General features: G+C 59.3%; 15 protein-coding genes. 9 read left to right on the top strand and 6 right to left on the bottom strand.

The features are described 5' to 3' along the window. Window positions 1-337: 337 nt before the first annotated feature. Window positions 338-1543, top strand: coding sequence for a 3-oxoadipyl-CoA thiolase (gene pcaF, locus HNQ72_RS07880; RefSeq protein ID WP_183991113.1), 1206 nt, complete (start codon window positions 338-340; stop codon window positions 1541-1543). 21 nt (window positions 1544-1564) lie between these two features. On the opposite strand, the gene HNQ72_RS07875 is transcribed toward pcaF, so the two are convergent. From HNQ72_RS07875 to pflB, 5 genes are all read right to left on the bottom strand, one after another. Continuing rightward, window positions 1565-2470 carry a formate/nitrite transporter family protein gene (locus HNQ72_RS07875; protein WP_244654327.1) on the bottom strand — a complete coding sequence of 302 codons (906 nt, stop codon included), beginning with the start codon at window positions 2468-2470 and terminating at the stop codon, window positions 1565-1567. Beyond that, window positions 2467-4611, bottom strand: coding sequence for a phosphate acetyltransferase (gene pta, locus HNQ72_RS07870; protein WP_183991111.1), 2145 nt, complete (start codon window positions 4609-4611; stop codon window positions 2467-2469). The genes HNQ72_RS07875 and pta overlap by 4 nt, the downstream gene beginning before the upstream one ends. Window positions 4612-4680: 69 nt before the next feature. Next, window positions 4681-5892: an acetate/propionate family kinase gene (locus HNQ72_RS07865; protein WP_183991109.1), complete on the bottom strand. Its 1212-nt coding sequence runs from the start codon at window positions 5890-5892 to the stop codon at window positions 4681-4683. A gap of 56 nt (window positions 5893-5948) precedes the next feature. After that, a complete protein-coding gene (pflA, locus tag HNQ72_RS07860; protein WP_183991107.1) occupies window positions 5949-6746 on the bottom strand; it encodes a pyruvate formate-lyase-activating protein in 798 nt (265 codons plus the stop codon). An 86-nt stretch (window positions 6747-6832) separates the two neighbouring features. Next, on the bottom strand, window positions 6833-9091 hold the full coding sequence (pflB, locus tag HNQ72_RS07855; RefSeq protein ID WP_183991105.1) for a formate C-acetyltransferase: 2259 nt from the start codon (window positions 9089-9091) through the stop codon (window positions 6833-6835). A gap of 255 nt (window positions 9092-9346) precedes the next feature. On the opposite strand from pflB, the gene HNQ72_RS07850 reads away from it, so the two are divergent. The 5 genes from HNQ72_RS07850 (at window position 9347) to HNQ72_RS07830 (ending at window position 13641) form a co-directional block, all read left to right on the top strand. Next, window positions 9347-10327, top strand: a complete 981-nt coding sequence (locus HNQ72_RS07850; protein ID WP_183991103.1) for a sugar kinase — start codon at window positions 9347-9349, stop codon at window positions 10325-10327. Between the two features lie 29 nt (window positions 10328-10356). Further along, a complete protein-coding gene (gene kdgT, locus HNQ72_RS07845) occupies window positions 10357-11373 on the top strand; it encodes a 2-keto-3-deoxygluconate transporter (RefSeq protein ID WP_183991101.1) in 1017 nt (338 codons plus the stop codon). Between the two features lie 61 nt (window positions 11374-11434). Then, window positions 11435-11896 (top strand): NanQ anomerase/TabA/YiaL family protein, encoded by a 462-nt coding sequence (locus HNQ72_RS07840; RefSeq protein ID WP_183991099.1) that lies wholly within the window; start codon window positions 11435-11437, stop codon window positions 11894-11896. 46 nt (window positions 11897-11942) lie between these two features. Continuing rightward, the gene (kduI, locus tag HNQ72_RS07835) at window positions 11943-12785 is read left to right on the top strand and encodes a 5-dehydro-4-deoxy-D-glucuronate isomerase (protein WP_183991096.1); all 843 of its coding nucleotides are present in this window, start codon (window positions 11943-11945) and stop codon (window positions 12783-12785) included. Window positions 12786-12855: 70 nt separating this feature from the next. Beyond that, complete coding sequence (locus HNQ72_RS07830; RefSeq protein ID WP_210297833.1) at window positions 12856-13641, top strand: gluconate 5-dehydrogenase; 786 nt, start codon at window positions 12856-12858, stop codon at window positions 13639-13641. 88 nt (window positions 13642-13729) lie between these two features. Here HNQ72_RS07830 and HNQ72_RS07825 read toward each other — a convergent pair whose 3' ends face one another. After that, on the bottom strand, window positions 13730-14188 hold the full coding sequence (locus HNQ72_RS07825) for an Lrp/AsnC family transcriptional regulator (protein ID WP_148143000.1): 459 nt from the start codon (window positions 14186-14188) through the stop codon (window positions 13730-13732). Window positions 14189-14311: 123 nt separating this feature from the next. On the opposite strand from HNQ72_RS07825, the gene alr reads away from it, so the two are divergent. The 3 genes from alr (at window position 14312) to HNQ72_RS07810 (ending at window position 17108) form a co-directional block, all read left to right on the top strand. Continuing rightward, complete coding sequence (alr, locus tag HNQ72_RS07820; protein ID WP_183991094.1) at window positions 14312-15439, top strand: alanine racemase; 1128 nt, start codon at window positions 14312-14314, stop codon at window positions 15437-15439. A gap of 30 nt (window positions 15440-15469) precedes the next feature. After that, complete coding sequence (locus HNQ72_RS07815) at window positions 15470-16720, top strand: D-amino acid dehydrogenase (protein WP_183991092.1); 1251 nt, start codon at window positions 15470-15472, stop codon at window positions 16718-16720. 184 nt (window positions 16721-16904) lie between these two features. After that, window positions 16905-17108, top strand: coding sequence for a hypothetical protein (locus HNQ72_RS07810; protein ID WP_183991090.1), 204 nt, complete (start codon window positions 16905-16907; stop codon window positions 17106-17108). Window positions 17109-17112 lie beyond the last annotated feature (4 nt).

Genomic DNA, 17112 nt, shown 5'->3' with positions numbered 1-17112 from the left:
CTGCATGAGCAGCCGACATGCCGCGTGTGTCGAAACCCTGCCGAAAGGGCGAAAGAATTACGATTTCAATATTTAGTTCGGAAAGATAATTAATTCATTATCGTCTCATGGGTGGAGATGCAGGCCCGTTGTTTCCCGCATCGGTCCGTTTGAATCTCAAGATATCTCGTGATCCACAAGACTGTGATGTTCGCGTCGGGCTTTCTGGCGAGACCGTACCGTTGATGATTCTGAGTTGCAAAACAGCGGCCATCCTGTTGATCGCAATTTATTTGAAGCTTGTAATTTCTTCAGTGGTAGTGTTGGCTGCGGCTCCTGAATTCACGGGAGCCGCGCTATGCCTGATGCCTTCATCTGCGATTATGTCCGCACTCCGATCGGCCGTTTCGGCGGAACGCTTGCATCCGTGCGGACAGATGATCTGGCCGCCATCCCGATCAGGACGCTGATGGGGCGCCATGCTGCCGTTGACTGGAGCACCGTCGACGACGTGATCTATGGCTGCGCCAACCAGGCGGGGGAAGACAATCGCAATGTCGCCCGTATGGCCTCGCTTCTCGCGGGCTTGCCGGTTTCCGTCCCGGGCACGACGATGAACCGGCTTTGCGGTTCGGGCATGGATGCGGTGATTGCGGCTGCCCGTGCGATCAAGGCGGGCGAGGCGGAATTGATGATTGCAGGCGGCGTGGAGAGCATGAGCCGTGCTCCGTTCGTTCTGCCCAAGGCCGAGAGCGCCTTTTCCCGCAATGCCGAAATCCACGACACGACGATCGGCTGGCGCTTCGTCAACCCGTTGATGAAAAAGCAATACGGCATCGATTCCATGCCGGAGACAGCTGAGAATGTCGCAGAGGCGTACGGCATCTCCCGCGAGGATCAGGATGCGTTTGCGCTTCGCAGCCAGTTGAAGGCTGCGGCCGCGCAGGAGAATGGCCGTCTTGACGCCGAGATCACGCCGGTTGTCATTCCGCAGCGCAAGGGCGATGCATTGGTCGTTTCGAAAGATGAACATCCACGGGCGACGACGATCGAGGCACTGGCCAGGCTGGCGACTCCGTTCAAACAGGTTGGCGGGACCGTGACGGCGGGCAATGCCTCGGGCGTCAATGACGGTGCAGCTGCGATGATCATTGCCTCGGAATCTGCTGCGAAGAAATACGATCTGACCCCGATTGCCCGCATCATAGGTGGAGCAGCTGCCGGCGTCGCGCCGCGTGTCATGGGCATCGGGCCGGTGCCGGCAACACAAAAGCTCTGTGCGATGCTGAAGCTTTCGGCTCAGGACTTCGATGTCATTGAGTTGAACGAGGCATTTGCTTCGCAAGGCCTTGCGGTGCTGCGCGAGCTTGGGCTGGCGGAGGATGCCGACTATATCAACCCGAATGGCGGGGCGATTGCGCTCGGCCATCCGCTCGGCATGTCTGGGGCAAGGATTTCGGGAACGGCTGCGCTTGAGCTTTCCCGGCGCGGAGGGCGCTACGCGCTTGCGACCATGTGTGTCGGGGTCGGGCAGGGTATCTCCGTGGCGCTGGAGCGGGTGTAACAGCGCCACGGGTATTGGTAGTCAGTGGTGGGGCTTGCCCGGACGACGGTAGATGAACCAGTAGACGCCACCAACGAGGAGAGCGCCGCCGACCCAGTTACCAGCCGTTACGACGGCCAGATTGGTAAGGACACCACTCAGCGGGATTTCGGCGGGCGCATGGCCGATGGCGGTCCAGAAGCTTTCCGGTGCGCCGTAACGGATCATCAGGCCGAGGCCGAGATAGTACATGTTGGCGACGCAGTGTTCGAACCCTGCTGCAACGAAGGCCGTAACCGGGAAGACGATCGCAAGGATCCTGTCCGCAACCGTGCGCCCGGCCAATGAAAGCCATACGGCCAGGCAGACCAGTATGTTGCAGAGAATACCGAGCGAGAAGGCTTCGACGACCGGAAGGGCAGACTTGGCTTCGGCGTAGTGCAGTGCCGCGACACCGATTGCGTTGCCGCCGAACGTGTACTGGCCCGAAAGGAATACGAGGCCGGCGATGACGAGGGCGCCTATCAGATTGCCGAACCAGACGAAGACCCAGATGTGGACCATGCGTGTGGTGGCAATGCGGCGGCTTGCCCAGGCCATGACCATCAGCATGTCGCCGGTGAACAGCTGCGCGCCGCCGATCAGCACGAGGATCAGCCCGAGCGAGAAGCTCAGCCCGGCGAGAAGCCGGGTGAGACCGTAGGACAGCATCCCGTCCGCCCCGGCAACCGTTGTCGTGGCGAACATCGCGCCAAGTCCGATGAAGGCGCCTGCGAGAACCGCCAGACCCAGCAGGGTCAGCGTGTCATAGCTGGCTTTCTTGACGCCCATTTCCTCTGCCGCGACGGCAATCGCGTCGGGTGTCAGCGAGCCTCCAGCCTCCGGCCCTCTAAAGAAGGCCGAAGTCATCTTGTCCCGACTCTCCGGGTCCTGTTGTGCAATGTTCATGCGCTCACCGCATCCTTCCGTGCCGGCTCAGAACCAGCTTCACCCGCCGTCTGCTGGTCGGCCTGGATAGCTGTTAGCGCGATGGTGAAGACGATGTCGTCGACGAGGGCGCCGCGCGACAGGTCGTTGACCGGCTTGCGCAGGCCCTGCAGCATCGGGCCGACCGAGACGACATCGGCGGAGCGCTGGACGGCCTTGTAGGTGGTGTTGCCGGTGTTCAAGTCCGGGAAGACGAAGACATTGGCGCGACCGGCGACCGGGCTGTCGGGCGCCTTGGAGCGGCCGACGCTTTCGACGCTTGCCGCATCGTACTGGATCGGGCCATCGATCAGCAGATCGGGCTTGCGCTGCCTGGCAAGCTCGGTTGCCTCGCGCACCTTGTCGACATCACCGCCGGTACCCGACGTGCCGGTCGAATAGGAGATCATCGCCACACGCGGATCGATGCCGAAGGCCTTTGCCGTGTCGGAAGACTGGACGGCGATTTCCGCCAGCTGGTCGGCCGTCGGGTTCGGGTTGATGGCGCAGTCGCCATAGACCAGGACCTGATCGGGCATCAGCATGAAGAAGACCGAGGAGACGATGCTCTGGCCCGGCTCCGTCTTGATCAGCTGCAGGGCAGGGCGCACCGTGCTGGCGGTGGTATGGACCGCACCCGAGACCAGACCATCGACTTCACCGACGGCAAGCATCATCGTGCCGAGAACGACGGTGTCTTCCAGCTGGGCCATTGCCTGGGGAGGCGTCATGCCCTTGGACTTGCGCAACTCGACCATGGCGTCGACATAGTTGGCGCGCACGGCCTGCGGGTCGAGGATTTCCAGATCGGCCGGCAGTTCGATGTCCTTGGCCTTGGCGATCATCTGGATGGCATCGGGGCGGCCGAGCAGGACGCAGCGGGCAATGCCCTTCTGGTGGCAGATGACTGCGGCCTGCAGCGTGCGGGGTTCTTCACCCTCGGGCAGCACGATGCGCTTGTTGGCGCGGCGTGCGCCCTCGATCAGATGATTGCGGAAGCGCGGCGGCGACAGGCGTGCTTCGGTCGAGGTGCCGATGCGGTCGCGCAGCGATGTCGTGTCGATATGTTCGGCGACGAAATCGATGACCTTTTCCATGTGCTGGCTGTCATCCTGGCTGACATGGTAGCTCAGATGGGCCAGGCGCGAGGCGGTGGCATAGGTGTCATCGGGGGTGGACAGGATCGGCAGGATGTTGGAGCCGACCGAAGCCATCAGGTCTGCGACCGGGGTTGCGAGCGGTGCGCCGCAGGTCAGAAGCAGGCCGGCAAGCGGTACGCCGCGGCTGTGGGCCAGCGCCGAGGCAAGCGCGATATCACTGCGGTCGCCGGGCATGACGACGAGGGTTTCGGGGCGCAGGCGGTCGATCATCTTCTCGACCGAGCGTGCACCGACGACGATCTCGCGGACACGCACAGCATCGAGCTTGGAACCCTGCACGACGCTGAGATCCAGCGACGAGACGAGATCGGACAGGCGCGGGGTGTTGAGGTTCGGCTCGTAGGGGATCGCGCCCAGGATGGTCGACGAGGCGAGACCGAAGGGAGCGAGGGCTTCCTTCAGTTTTTCGCGATCCGCAGCTACCTTCATCTTGTTGATCATCAGGCCGAGAAGCGGCGAATTTCCCTCACGCGCATACTGGCGATGGATCAAGGCGACTGTTTCGGCGATGAATTTCGGCTCGTAGTCGACGCCGCTCAGGACCGGAATGACGTCAGCGCCAAGGCTGCGGACGATTTCGACGTTGAGGCGAAGCGCGATCTGCGCGCTGGCGAGCGGGATCAGGCCTTCGACGACAACCACGTCATGATCGGCGCGCAGGGCTTCCGTCATTGTTGCTACGTCTTCAAGCAGAGCTGCGAGGTCACCCTTGCGGATCTGCTCTTCAGCACGTTCAAACGGGATCGGATCCGGCGAGTTGGTCATGCACAGGGTGCGGGCGAAGTGGCTCGACGTGTCGATACCCTTCTTCTGGACGCGGCTTTCAGACCGTGGCTGGGCGATCGGCTTGACGAAGGCGACCTTCATGCCGTCTCGCTGCAGTGCCCGTACCAAACCAAGCGAGAGCGAGGTCAGGCCGACGTCCTGTGCTGCCGCAGCAAGGAAAATTATACGTGCGCACATTTAGAATTATCCTTCTGTATGTTCGCGGTCATTATGAATTGGTTGAAATAGAGCGATCTGCGAAAAGTGTTACGCGGCGGTCGACGCTGCGACGGCCTCCAGCGTATCGTGGGAAATCATCCATTCCTCGTTGGTGGCGATGGCGGCTGCGGCTACCTTGCTGTCCTTCGCGGTGATGACGCCGCAACGTCCGCCGAACATCTGGCCATTGGCCTCTGCATCAAGCTTGAGACCGAGAACCGAAAGGCGATCGATCGTCCGCTGGCGCATGGTTGCCGAGTTCTCGCCGATGCCGCCGGTGAAGATGACTGCATCCAGGCGGTGGAGCGAGGTTGCGAGGCCACCGATGTAACGGGCCAGGCGATGGACGAAGACCTCGAGAGCCAGCTTGGCGCCTTCATGGCCTTCCTTTTCGGCATTCTCCAGCGTGCGGCAATCGTTGGACAGGCCGGACAGGCCGAGCAGACCGCTCTTGCGGTTGAGCAGCGTGTCGAGTTCGTCGATCGTCAGGCCGTCCTCGCGGGCGATGTGGAAAAGTGCGCCCGGATCGATGTCGCCGGAGCGGGTACCCATGACAAGGCCTTCAAGCGGAGTAAAGCCCATCGACGTGTCGACGCTCTTGCCGTTCAGGACGGCGGTTGCCGAGGCACCATTGCCGAGATGGGCGATAACCAGGCCATGATCGTTGGGGTCGAGGCCAAGAAGCTCGACTGCTTCCGCTGCGACGAAACGGTGGCTGGTGCCGTGGAAGCCGTACCGGCGAACGCCGAGATTGCGGTAGCAATCCTGCGGGACGGCGTAGGTAAAGGCAGCCTGCGGCATGGTGGTGTGGAAGGCCGTATCGAAGACTGCCGCATGCGGAACATTGGGCAGCGCTGCGATGGCCGTCCGGACGCCGAGGATGTTTGCCGGATTATGCAGCGGAGCGAGATTGGAAAGCGCATCCATCTCGCGCAGGATTTCATCGGTGATGAGGGTGGAAGCAGAGAAGCGTTCGCCGCCGTGAACCATGCGGTGGCCAACAGCAACAATCGAACTCAGCCAGCCCTTCTGATCGAGGATACCGAGAAGCTTCTGCAGGGCAACGTCGTGGCTTCCGCCATCGAGCGACATTTCGGTCTTTTCGCCCTTTTCCTTGACGACAAGCCGGCTTTCCGGCTGTCCGAGGTTTTCTGCCAGAGCCGAAAGAAGCGGCTCGCGGTTGGTACCCGAGAACACGCCGAATTTAACGGAAGAACTGCCGCAGTTCACAACGAGAACGAGCGAGCGAATATCGATCATATTGGTATTCCTTGTCATTTACGTGATTGGGAACGCTTTCCCGATGCTTGCGTGTCCTAAAAGACCGTCAGCCCGCGTTCCGCGAATATTGATCTTGCTTCAGCTGTGGATTCCGGCGTTGGCGTCGGAGCTCCTGCGAGCGGATAATCCATTCCAAGCTGCGCCCATTTCTGCGTACCCATCTGGTGGAAGGGTAGAACTTCGACGCGCTCTACAATCGAGCCGAGGTTCGCAACGAAATCGGCGAGCCTTGCGATGTCGTCATGTCCGTCGGTCCAGCCGGGAACCAGCACATATCGCAGCCACATCTTCTTCTGCAGCCGCTGAAGGCGGTGGGCGAAGTCGAGCGTCGGTTGCAGTGGTTGTGCAGTGAGGCGCTGATAGACCTCGGGGTCACTGTGCTTGATATCGAGAAGGACGAGGTCGACATTATCAAACCACTCGTCGTCTACCGAGGCGTGAAGATAGCCTTGTGTATCGAGTGCTGTATGAAGGCCGAGTTCGCTCTTGAAGTGCTTGAACATCTCGCCGACGAACGGCGCCTGCATCAGCGGTTCGCCGCCAGATATGGTCACGCCACCTGCCATCCGCAGGAAGCCTGCGTAAGGCTTTACTTCGGCCAGGGCGTCATCGAGAGTGATCTTGCGGCCATTATGCAGTTTCCAGGTATCCGGATTGTGGCAATAAACACAGCGGAACAGGCAGCCGGCCATGAAGAAGACGAAACGCATTCCCGGCCCATCAACGGCTGCACCACTTTCTACCGAATGCAGGTAGCCGAAGTCCGTCGAAGAGTGGGTGCCTGCGGGGGCATGCGCCTTCGGCGGGCGGGTGATCGCTCGTAGAATGTCCATGGGGCAACTCGTATCTGTAGATAGATTTCGGGTTAACAGCGTGGGCGCATATGGGTTCCATATGCGCCCAGCCTAACGCCTAAACGTTACATCTTTGAATGGAATGTGCGCGAGATGACGTCGAGCTGCTGTTCACGGGTCAGCTTGACGAAATTGACCGCATATCCCGACACGCGAACCGTCAACTGCGGATACAGTTCCGGATGTTCCATTGCATGGACAAGCGTGTCACGGTTGAAGACGTTGACGTTGACATGGAAGCCACCTGCTGCCGTGTAGGCATCAAGGCAATTTGCCAGGTTCTTTGCACGTTCCTCGCCGGTGCGACCGAGCGAGTCTGGCGTTGCCGAAGCCGTCCAGGAGATACCGTCGAGGGCGGCATCGTAGGGGATCTTGGCAACCGATGCGCCGGCTGCGACGAAGCCCTTGGTATCACGACCGTTCATCGGGTTTGCACCCGGTGCGAAGGGTTCGCCTGCACGGCGACCGTCCGGCGTGTTGCCCGTCTTCTTGCCGTAGACCACGTTGGAGGTGATCGTCAGCACCGACTGGGTCGGCATCGAGTTACGATAGAAGTAGGGCTGTGCCGCAATCTTCTTCATGAAGGTTTCGGTCAACCAGACGGCGATGGAGTCAACGCTGTCGTCGTTGTTGCCGTAAGCAGGGTAGGTGCCTTCGATCTTGTAATCGACGGCCAGACCTGCCTCGTTGCGGATGACCTTGACCTTGGCATGCTTGATTGCCGACAGCGAGTCCGCTGCGACCGACAGGCCGGCGATGCCGCAAGCCATGGTGCGCAGAATGTCGCGGTCGTGCAGCGCCATTTCGATACGCTCGTAAGCGTACTTGTCGTGCATGTAGTGGACGGTGTTGAGAGCCTTGACGTAGGTCTTGGCCAACCAGTCCATCATCTTGTCGAACTTTGCCATGACTTCGTCGTAGTCGAGCACGTCAGCCGTGATCGGCTCGAAGCCCTTGGCAACGACTGCGCCGCTCTTTTCGTCGACGCCGCCATTGATCGCATAGAGCAGGGCCTTTGCGAGGTTGGAGCGGGCACCGAAGAACTGCATTTGCTTGCCGATGCGCATGGCGGAGACGCAGCATGCAATGCCGTAATCGTCACCCCACTTGGGCCGCATCAGGTCGTCGTTCTCGTACTGGATGGCGCTGGTATCGGCAGACACCTTGGCGCAGAAGTTCTTGAAGCCTTCCGGCAGCTTGGTGCTCCACAGCACGGTCAGGTTCGGTTCCGGAGCCGGGCCGAGGTTGTAGAGCGTGTGCAGGAAGCGGAAGCTCGACTTGGTGACCAGCGGACGGCCATCTTCGCCGACGCCACCGATCGATTCCGTAACCCAGGTCGGATCGCCCGAGAACAGCTGGTCATACTCTGGCGTGCGCAGGAAGCGGACGATCCGGAGCTTGATGATCATGTCGTCGATCAGTTCCTGAGCCTGTTCTTCGGTCAGGACGCCTGCGTCGATATCGCGCTGGATGTAGATGTCGAGGAAGGTCGAGACACGGCCGAGCGACATTGCCGCACCGTTCTGTTCCTTCACGGCTGCCAGGTATGCGAAGTAGGTCCACTGAATGGCTTCGCGGGCATTGGTGGCCGGCTTGGAAATGTCGTAGCCATACTTGGCGGCCATTTCCTTCAGTTCGTCGAGAGCGCGGTACTGTTCCGACATTTCTTCACGCAGACGCATGACGTCGTCGTTGAAGACTTCGTTCTCGATTGCGCGGAAGTCCTTCAGGCGGAAGGCGCGCAGTGCGTCCGTGCCGTAGAGGGCTACGCGGCGATAGTCGCCGATGATACGGCCGCGGCCGTAGGCGTCCGGCAGGCCGGTGATGACGCCGGACTTGCGGGCGGCGAGGATTTCAGGGCTGTAGACGTCGAAGATGCCCTGGTTATGGCTCTTGCGATATTTCGTCCAGATCTCGTGTACGGACGGATCAAGTTCGAAACCGAAGGCTTCGAGACCGTTTTCCACCATGCGCAGACCGCCATTCGGCATGATCGCACGCTTCAGCGGCGCGTCTGTCTGCAGGCCAACGATCAACTCGATGTCCTTGGCGATATAACCTGCATCATGTGCAGTGATCGTCGAGGCGCGATCGGCCGATACGTCGAGAACACCCTTCTTGCGTTCCTCAGCGAGGAGCACTCCGAGTGTTTCCCAGACCTTCAAGGTGCGTGGCGTTGGGCCGGCAAGAAATGCGCCGTCTGCCTCGTAGGGCTTGTAGTTGTTCTGGATGAAGTCGCGGACGTCAACGGCGTCGCGCCACTTGTCGCCCTTAAAACCGGCCCAAGCGTCGGCGGGGACGATTGTTTGGGAAAGGATGCCCATTAGTCTTCTTCCTCTTTCTTTGCCTTTCGGCATTTGGTGAAGCGCCCTCCCAACCGTGGTCCCATTAAGACAGAGCCTGAGAGGACCGCGGCTTCCATCTGCAACTTACCAATGTAGTGGACATCAAAGTTTGATCCCGATCAACGTAGGAATTGATGAGTGTGAATATGGTCCGGCCCAGCGCTGGACGAAATCTTAATCCACGCCCCAGTTTTACAGGACAGCGTCACGCCTTGGGGGCGGAAGGGAGGCAAAATGCCACTGGAAATACGCGTAGCTTCGATCGGCGAATGCATGGTCGAATTGCAACGCAAGCCGGACGGCTCGATTACGCAAGCTTTCGGAGGTGATACTTTCAACACCGCTGCCTACATGGCGCGGTTGGGTGCGGGTCTGGGATCATTCGTCTCATACATAACCGCCATCGGTGATGATCCTTTCAGCGAAGACATGGCGGCGTTCTGGAATTCCCAGGGTGTCGACGATCATTTCGTGTTGCGCAGAAAGGGCCAGCGGCCCGGTCTTTATTTTATCAAGACGGACCCTACCGGCGAGCGTCGCTTCTTTTATTGGCGCGGTGAGGCTGCCGCCCGTGAAACTTTCCAGGGTGAAGGTTCTGATGAACTTCTTGCCGCACTCGAAGGATTTACGAGCGTCTACATCTCCGGCATCAGTCTGGCCGTGTTGAAACCGGAAAGCCGCGAGCGTCTGCTCGTGAAGCTGGAAGAACTTGCACGTGCCGGTATCGCCGTCGATTTCGATGGCAACTATCGTCCGCTGCTTTGGGGCGGTATCGAAAATGCACGTGCGGCCTATGAACGCGTCATTGCATTTTCTACCCGCGTTCTCGTAACCATCGAGGAGCTCGAAGTGTTTGGGGTTACCCAGACCATGGAAGCAGGCATTGAATATTTTGCAAAAATGCCGCAGCTGGAAGTAGTGATCAAGGACGGGCCGGGCGTTGCAACGCTCATCCATGGCGGTAAGGTCGAAACCGTACCAGCCACCAAAGTCGAGAAAGTTGTCGACACTACTGCTGCCGGCGACAGTTTTTCAGCAACCTATATTCTAGGCCGCAACCTTGGTATTGAACCCGCGGAGGCAGCACGTCGTGCCCACGTCGTCGCAGGCGCGGTCGTACAGCACCATGGTGCAATCATACCGAAAGACGCCACACCCGACGTCTTCGAAACTGAGATCGCCAGCCGCGGCAATTTAATCACCGCGGCGGAATAGCGAACTCATTATTAAGGAGGAATACAAAAATGAATATTAAAAAGGCAATTGATAAAGTCCCCGGCGGACTAATGCTCGTGCCGCTCATTCTGGGCGCACTTTGCAAGACTTTCTTCCCCTGGGCCGGTAGCTATTTCGGTTCGTTTACCAATGGTTTGATCGCCGGCACCGTGCCGATCCTGGCCGTATGGTTCTTCTGCATGGGTACCTCTATCGACCTTCGCGCAACCGGTACGGTTCTGCGCAAGTCGGGTAACCTCGTCGTCGTCAAGACGCTCGTCGCCTGGGGCGCCACCTACATCGCAGCCCAGTTCCTGCCGCTCGAAGGCGTGCAGTCGGGCCTGTTCATGGGCTTCTCGGCTCTGGCCATCTGCGCCGCAATGGACATGACCAACGGTGGTCTCTACGCCGCGATCATGCAGCAATACGGCACCAAGGAAGAATCGGGTGCCTTCGTCCTGATGTCGATTGAATCGGGTCCGCTGGTCTCGATGCTGATCCTCGGTGCAGCAGGCGTTGCAACCTTCGAACCGCATCTGTTCGTCGGCGCCGTCTTGCCCTTCCTGATCGGCTTCATCCTCGGCAACCTCGACAAGGACCTGCGCGCCTTCTTCAAGGGCGGCGTCACCACCCTGATCCCGTTCTTCGGTTTTGCTCTGGGTAACGGCATCGACCTGCACGTCATCGCTCAGACCGGTCTTGGCGGTATCCTGCTCGGCGTCATCGTCATCGTCGTCACCGGTATCCCGCTGATGCTTGCCGACAAGTTCATCGGTGGCGGTAATGGTACTGCCGGTCTCGCAGCTTCGTCGGCTGCCGGCGCTGCCGTCGCCAACCCGATGATCATCGCTGAAATGGCTCCGCAGTTTAAGCCTGCCGCCGCCGCCGCTACTTCGCTGGTCGCTGCAGCATGCCTGACCACCGCTATCCTGGTTCCGATCCTGACCGGAATGTACGCCAAGTACATGAAGAAGCGGGGCGGTGTTGTCGAAACCGCCGCGGCCGATGCGCCGGAGGCTGGTGACGAGCTAAAGGTTGCCCATTAAGCTCTGAGCGGGGCCAGTGCTTTGCCACTGGCCCCATCCAGTTCATTTAAGGAATAACGTCATGTATCTCAGCAATCTCGCCACGCTCGACCGAGACGCCGCAACTCTCCCCGTGAACATCCAGAAAGGCCTCAAGTTCCTGGCCGAAACGGATATCGCTGCATTGCCCGCCGGACGTGTCGATATCGAAGGCGATACCATCTTCGCCCTGATCCAGGACTACGACACCGCCCCCAAGGCAGAGAAGCGTCCGGAATCCCACGCCCGCTACATCGACATCCAGTTCGTCTTCAGCGGTCGCGAAGTCATCGGTTATGCACCGCTTGCTGCCGATTACACAGTCGAGGAAGACCTCTTCGAGAGCAAGGACGTCAAGTTCTACTCCAAGGTCACCGACGAAACCGATCTTCTTCTCGGAGCCGGCGCATATGCCGTGTTCTATCCCACCGACATTCATCGTCCCGGCTGTGCCGCCGAGGCGCCTGGTAAGGTGCGCAAGGTCGTCATCAAGCTTCTGGCCTGATAGACCTGCACCGTACATATCCCATCATACTTAGAGGAGTAATATCATGGACATCCGCTATTCGGCCAACCAGAAGGACTTCAAGCGCTACACGACCGAGGAAACACGCGCTGAGTTCCTGATCGAAAAGGTTTTCGCCGATGACGAGATCGTCGCCACTTACAGCCACGTCGACCGTATGGTCGTGTTCGGCTGCAAGCCGGTCAATGAAGCCGTTCCGCTCGACAAGGGCATCGACTGCATGAAGAACTTCGGCACGAACTACGTGCTGGAACGCCGCGAACTCGGCATCTTCAACCTTGGCGGCGAAGGTTCCGTCGAGGTCGATGGTGAGACCTACAATCTCGCCTTCAAGGATTGCCTCTATGTCACCAAGGGCCACAAGTCGGTTGTTTTCAAGAGCAAGGACAAGGCCAACCCGGCCAAGTTCTACATGATCTCCGCTCCGGCCCATAAGGTCTGCAAGACGACCTTCCTGTCGATCGCTGATGCACAGAAGAAGCCGGTTGGCGACAATTCTACGGCCAACAAGCGCGTCATCAACCAGTTCATCCACCCGGACGTTCTGGAAACCTGCCAGCTTTCGATGGGCCTGACCGAACTCGATCCGGGCAATGTCTGGAACACGATGCCGGCTCATACCCATGAACGCCGCTCGGAAATCTACTACTACTTCAACATCGCCGAAAATCAGGCGGTCTTCCACATGATGGGTGAAGGCGACGAGACCCGTCACATCCTCGTGCAGAACGATCAGGCCGTCATTTCTCCGTCGTGGTCAATCCACGCCGGTTGCGGTACTGCCAACTACACTTTCATCTGGGCAATGTGCGGCGAAAACCTGACCTTCGACGACATGGACCATATCGCCATCAGCGACCTGCGCTAAGTCGGTCTACTCCGGAGCGGCGAGTATATGCCGCTCCGATTTCTTTCAATATAGACAAGGATTTAAGATATTGAGTTACGCAGATAGCTTTTCGCTCAAGGGCAAGGTCGCGCTGGTTACCGGTGCTTCCTACGGTATCGGTTTCGCACTGGCCAGCGCGCTCGCTGAAGCCGGCGCCACGATCGCCTTCAACGACATCAACGAAGATTTCCTTGCCAAGGGCCTTGAGGCCTACAAGGCTGCCGGCATCGATGCCAAGGGTTACATCTGCGACGTGACCGATGAGCCGGGCGTGCAGAAGATGATCGCCGAGATCGAAAAGGACCTCGGTTCGGTCGATATCCTCGTCAACAATGCCGGTATCATCAAGCGCGTGCCGATGCATGAAATGGACGTCAAGGACTTCCGTCAGGTCATCGATATCGACTTGACCGCTCCGTTCATTCTCGCCAAGGCCGTCATTCCGGGCATGATCAAGCGCGGTGGCGGCAAGATCATCAACATCTGCTCGATGATGAGCGAACTCGGCCGCGAGACCGTTTCGGCTTACGCAGCTGCCAAGGGCGGCCTGAAGATGCTGACCCGCAACATCGCTTCCGAATACGGTTCGCAGAACATTCAGTGCAACGGTATCGGCCCGGGCTATATCGAAACCCCGCAGACCGCGCCGCTGCGCGAACCGGGCCATCCGTTCAACTCCTTCATCCTGGCCAAGACGCCGGCAAACCGTTGGGGCACGACGCAGGACCTGAAGGGACCGGCCGTCTTCCTCGCTTCGTCGGCATCCGACTTCGTCAACGGTCACGTTCTGTACGTCGATGGCGGCATCCTCGCCTATATCGGCAAGCAGCCCTGATCGGTCGGGCGCTTTTAGCGCCTGATGCTCGATAATCGAAACGCCGTTCGTGCATAGCACGGGCGGCGTTTTCGCGTTTGGGCGCAGATCAGCGGCTTTTCCGACTCCGGGTCATCAGCACGTTGCGGATCGAAAAGCTGGAATGAATACGCAGCACGCCCGGAAGTGCCGACAGGATCTCCTTGTGGATGCGCTCGAACTCGCCGGCATTGGCGACTTCGACACGCAACAGATAGTCGGAGCCGCCAGTCATCAGAAAACATTCCCGTATTTCCGGATATTTGCGAACGGCCGCCTCGAAGCGGTTGAGATATTCTTCCGTCTGCCTTTCCAGCGTGATGTTAATGATGACGGCGATGCCGTTCTGATCGTTATCTACGAGTGCCGTATAGCCGCGGATGACGCCTGCTTCCTCCAGCAGCCGGATGCGACGAAGACAGGCGGAGGGCGAGAGGCCGACTTCCGCAGCCAGGGCTGCATTGCTCATGCGGGCATTGAGCCGCAGCAGGCGCAGAAGGTTACGGTCGATCTGGTCCATGGTGGCCATGAAGATTATTCCAAAACGTCGAAGATAGTTTCAAGGAATTTGCAACTGAGAAATTTCCTGCCACCGATCCGCAGGAAATTCAACGATCATTTCATTATGCTCGTCTTAAAAAGAGGGGCGTGAATGAACGAGCGAATGAGCATGCCGGCGGCGCAGGAAATTGCCGCTGCGGCCTGCGGATATTTGACTATCGATCTTGGTGCGATCAGCCGGAATTATCTGAAGCTTGCCGAGGCGCTTGCGCCGGCGAAAGCGGCTGCCGTCGTCAAGGCCGACGCCTACGGGCTCGGCGCCCGTCCGGTTACGGAAGCGCTTTACAATGCCGGATGCCGAGACTTTTTCGTTGCGCATTTTTTGGAAGTCGCAGCCTTGAAGCCTGTGCTTCCCGATGACGCTGTTCTTTACGTCCTCAATGGCCTGCAGCCGGGCAATGAACTGGCCTGCGCAGCAGCAGGTGTCGTTCCGGTGCTGAACTCACTTGACCAGTTGCGGCGCTGGTCTGCTGCCGCGCATGGGCTGGGCAAGCGTCTGCCCGCCGCCCTGCAATTCGACACTGGCATGTCGCGGCTCGGGTTTTCGCCGACCGAACAGGTACAACTGAAATCGGAACTTGCCGATCACGAGCTGGTCGATATCCGCTTCATCATGAGCCATCTCGCTTCTGCCGATGAAGCGGAGAGTGAGCAGAATGATCAGCAGCAGGCGGAGATGCAGCGGATCGCCCACGAATTTCCCGGCCTGCCTGTCTGCTTTGCCAACTCCAACGGCATTTTTCTCGGGCAAAGCTATCACGGCAATATGGCGCGTCCTGGCATTGCGCTTTACGGCGGCAATCCGACGGCGTCGCAGACAAATCCGATGGAAACCGTCGTTGGCCTGAAGATTGCGGTGATCCAGACGCGAACCATACCTGCCGGAACAAAGGTCGGTTACGGGGCTACGTTCGTGGCACCGCATGAAATGCGGCTCGCGACGATTGCTGCCGGTTACGCCGACGGTTTGCCGCGCAGCCTCAGTGATCGGGGTGCGGTCTATTTCGGTGATCAGCGCCTGCCGATCATCGGCCGCGTTTCGATGGACAGCATGACCGTTGATATCAGCAGCCTGCCAGTGGGTGCAGTAACACTCGGCAGCCTTGTCGAGATGATCGGGTCTCACCAGACGCTGGACGATCTTGCGCAGGCAGCCGGAACGATTTCCTATGAGGTGCTGACCAGCCTCGGCCAGCGCTACGAGCGCCAATATCTTTAGCCATTTATCAGATAAAAAACGGGGAATTCCATGAAAGTCATCGTTCTCGGAGCCGGCGTTGTCGGCGTTACATCCGCCTATCAACTGGCTAAGGCCGGCCATGAGGTAACGGTCATCGACCGGCAGGAAGGTCCGGCGCTAGAAACCAGCTTTGCCAATGCAGGTGAGGTTTCCTTCGGTTACTGCTCCCCCTGGGCGGCGCCCGGTATCCCGCTGAAGGCGATGAAATGGCTGTTCATGCAGCATGCTCCGCTGATCCTGCGCCCGAAGATGGATGCAGCCATGCTCTCCTGGATGACTCAGATGCTGATGAACTGCACGTCCGAGCGTTACGCGATCAACAAGAGCCGCATGCTTCGGATCGCCGATTATGCGCGTATCTCCCTTGCTGAAGTCCGTGATGAAACCGGCATCGCCTACGATGAACGCATGCAGGGTACCCTTCAGCTCTTCCGCACCCAGCAGCAGCTTGATGCGTCGGCGAAGGACGTCAAGGCGCTGGCAGCGGACGGAGTTCCCTACGAAGTGCTCGATCCTGACGGCTGCATCCGCGTCGAACCGGCGCTGAAACATGTGCGACAGAAGATGGTCGGCGGACTTCTGACGCCGAAGGACGAGACGGGCGACTGTTTCAAGTTCACCAATGCGCTGGCGCTGAAAGCGGCTGCTATGGGGGTGAAATTCGTCTACGGCACCAATATCAAGGCCCTCGATGTCGAAGGTGGCGCCATCAAGGGTGTTGTGACCGATCGCGAGACGCTGCGCGGTGATGCCGTCGTCGTGGCGCTCGGCAGCTATTCGCCGATGCTGGTCAAGCAGTTCGGCATCAAGCTGCCGGTCTACCCGGTCAAGGGCTATTCCCTGACAATCCCGATCGTCGATGCTTCGCGTGCGCCTGAATCGACGGTGATGGACGAGACCTACAAGATCGCCATCACACGGCTTGGCGACCGTATCCGCGTCGGCGGCATGGCGGAAATTTCCGGCTATACCAACGACCTCGGACAGAAAAGGCGCGCGACGCTGGAACATTCCGTCACCGATCTCTTTCCGGGTGGCGATGTTTCCAAGGCGGATTTCTGGTCCGGCCTGCGCCCGATGACGCCGGATGGTACGCCGGTGATCGGCGCGACCAAGGTCAAGGGCCTGTTCCTCAATACAGGCCATGGCACGCTCGGCTGGACGATGAGCTGCGGCTCGGCCAAGGTCATCAGTTCCATCGTCAGCGGCAAGAAGCCGGAAATCGACGCGACCGATCTCGCCGTCTCGCGCTACGCCTGAGCCTTCCAATTTGCCCGCCGCGCCGGTCCGATCCGGTCGCGGCGGCTTTATGACTTCCCTATTTCTTCGTGTCTCCACACCAATCGAATGCCTATGAGGCAGTCGCTACCTTTCGATCAGGCACCGCATTCGGTGTCCGTTCCGCACGCTTTGACGCGGAACTTCGATCGACAAGGAGTGACCCATGTATGGTCGTCTGGGCAGTATCCATCTTCTCCACCTTACTGAGGCCGAGGCACAGCGCCGCCGCCTGGCACATGCTTATCCGGACACATGCCGCGCCGGTGGCGCTGCTGCCGGCATGAGCCTTGCGATCGCCCTGCGCCTTATCGGCGTCCTGGGCGTCGGTTTCTGCGCTATTGCGGCACTCGCGGTGATGGTCGGATGAGGAG

The sequence above is a fragment of the Aliirhizobium wenxiniae genome (assembly GCF_014201355.1).
In the GTDB taxonomy this organism is placed as follows: domain Bacteria; phylum Pseudomonadota; class Alphaproteobacteria; order Rhizobiales; family Rhizobiaceae; genus Neorhizobium; species Neorhizobium wenxiniae.
Note: the sequence above shows the minus strand (reverse complement) of the source record. Positions and strands in the feature narration are given on the sequence as shown.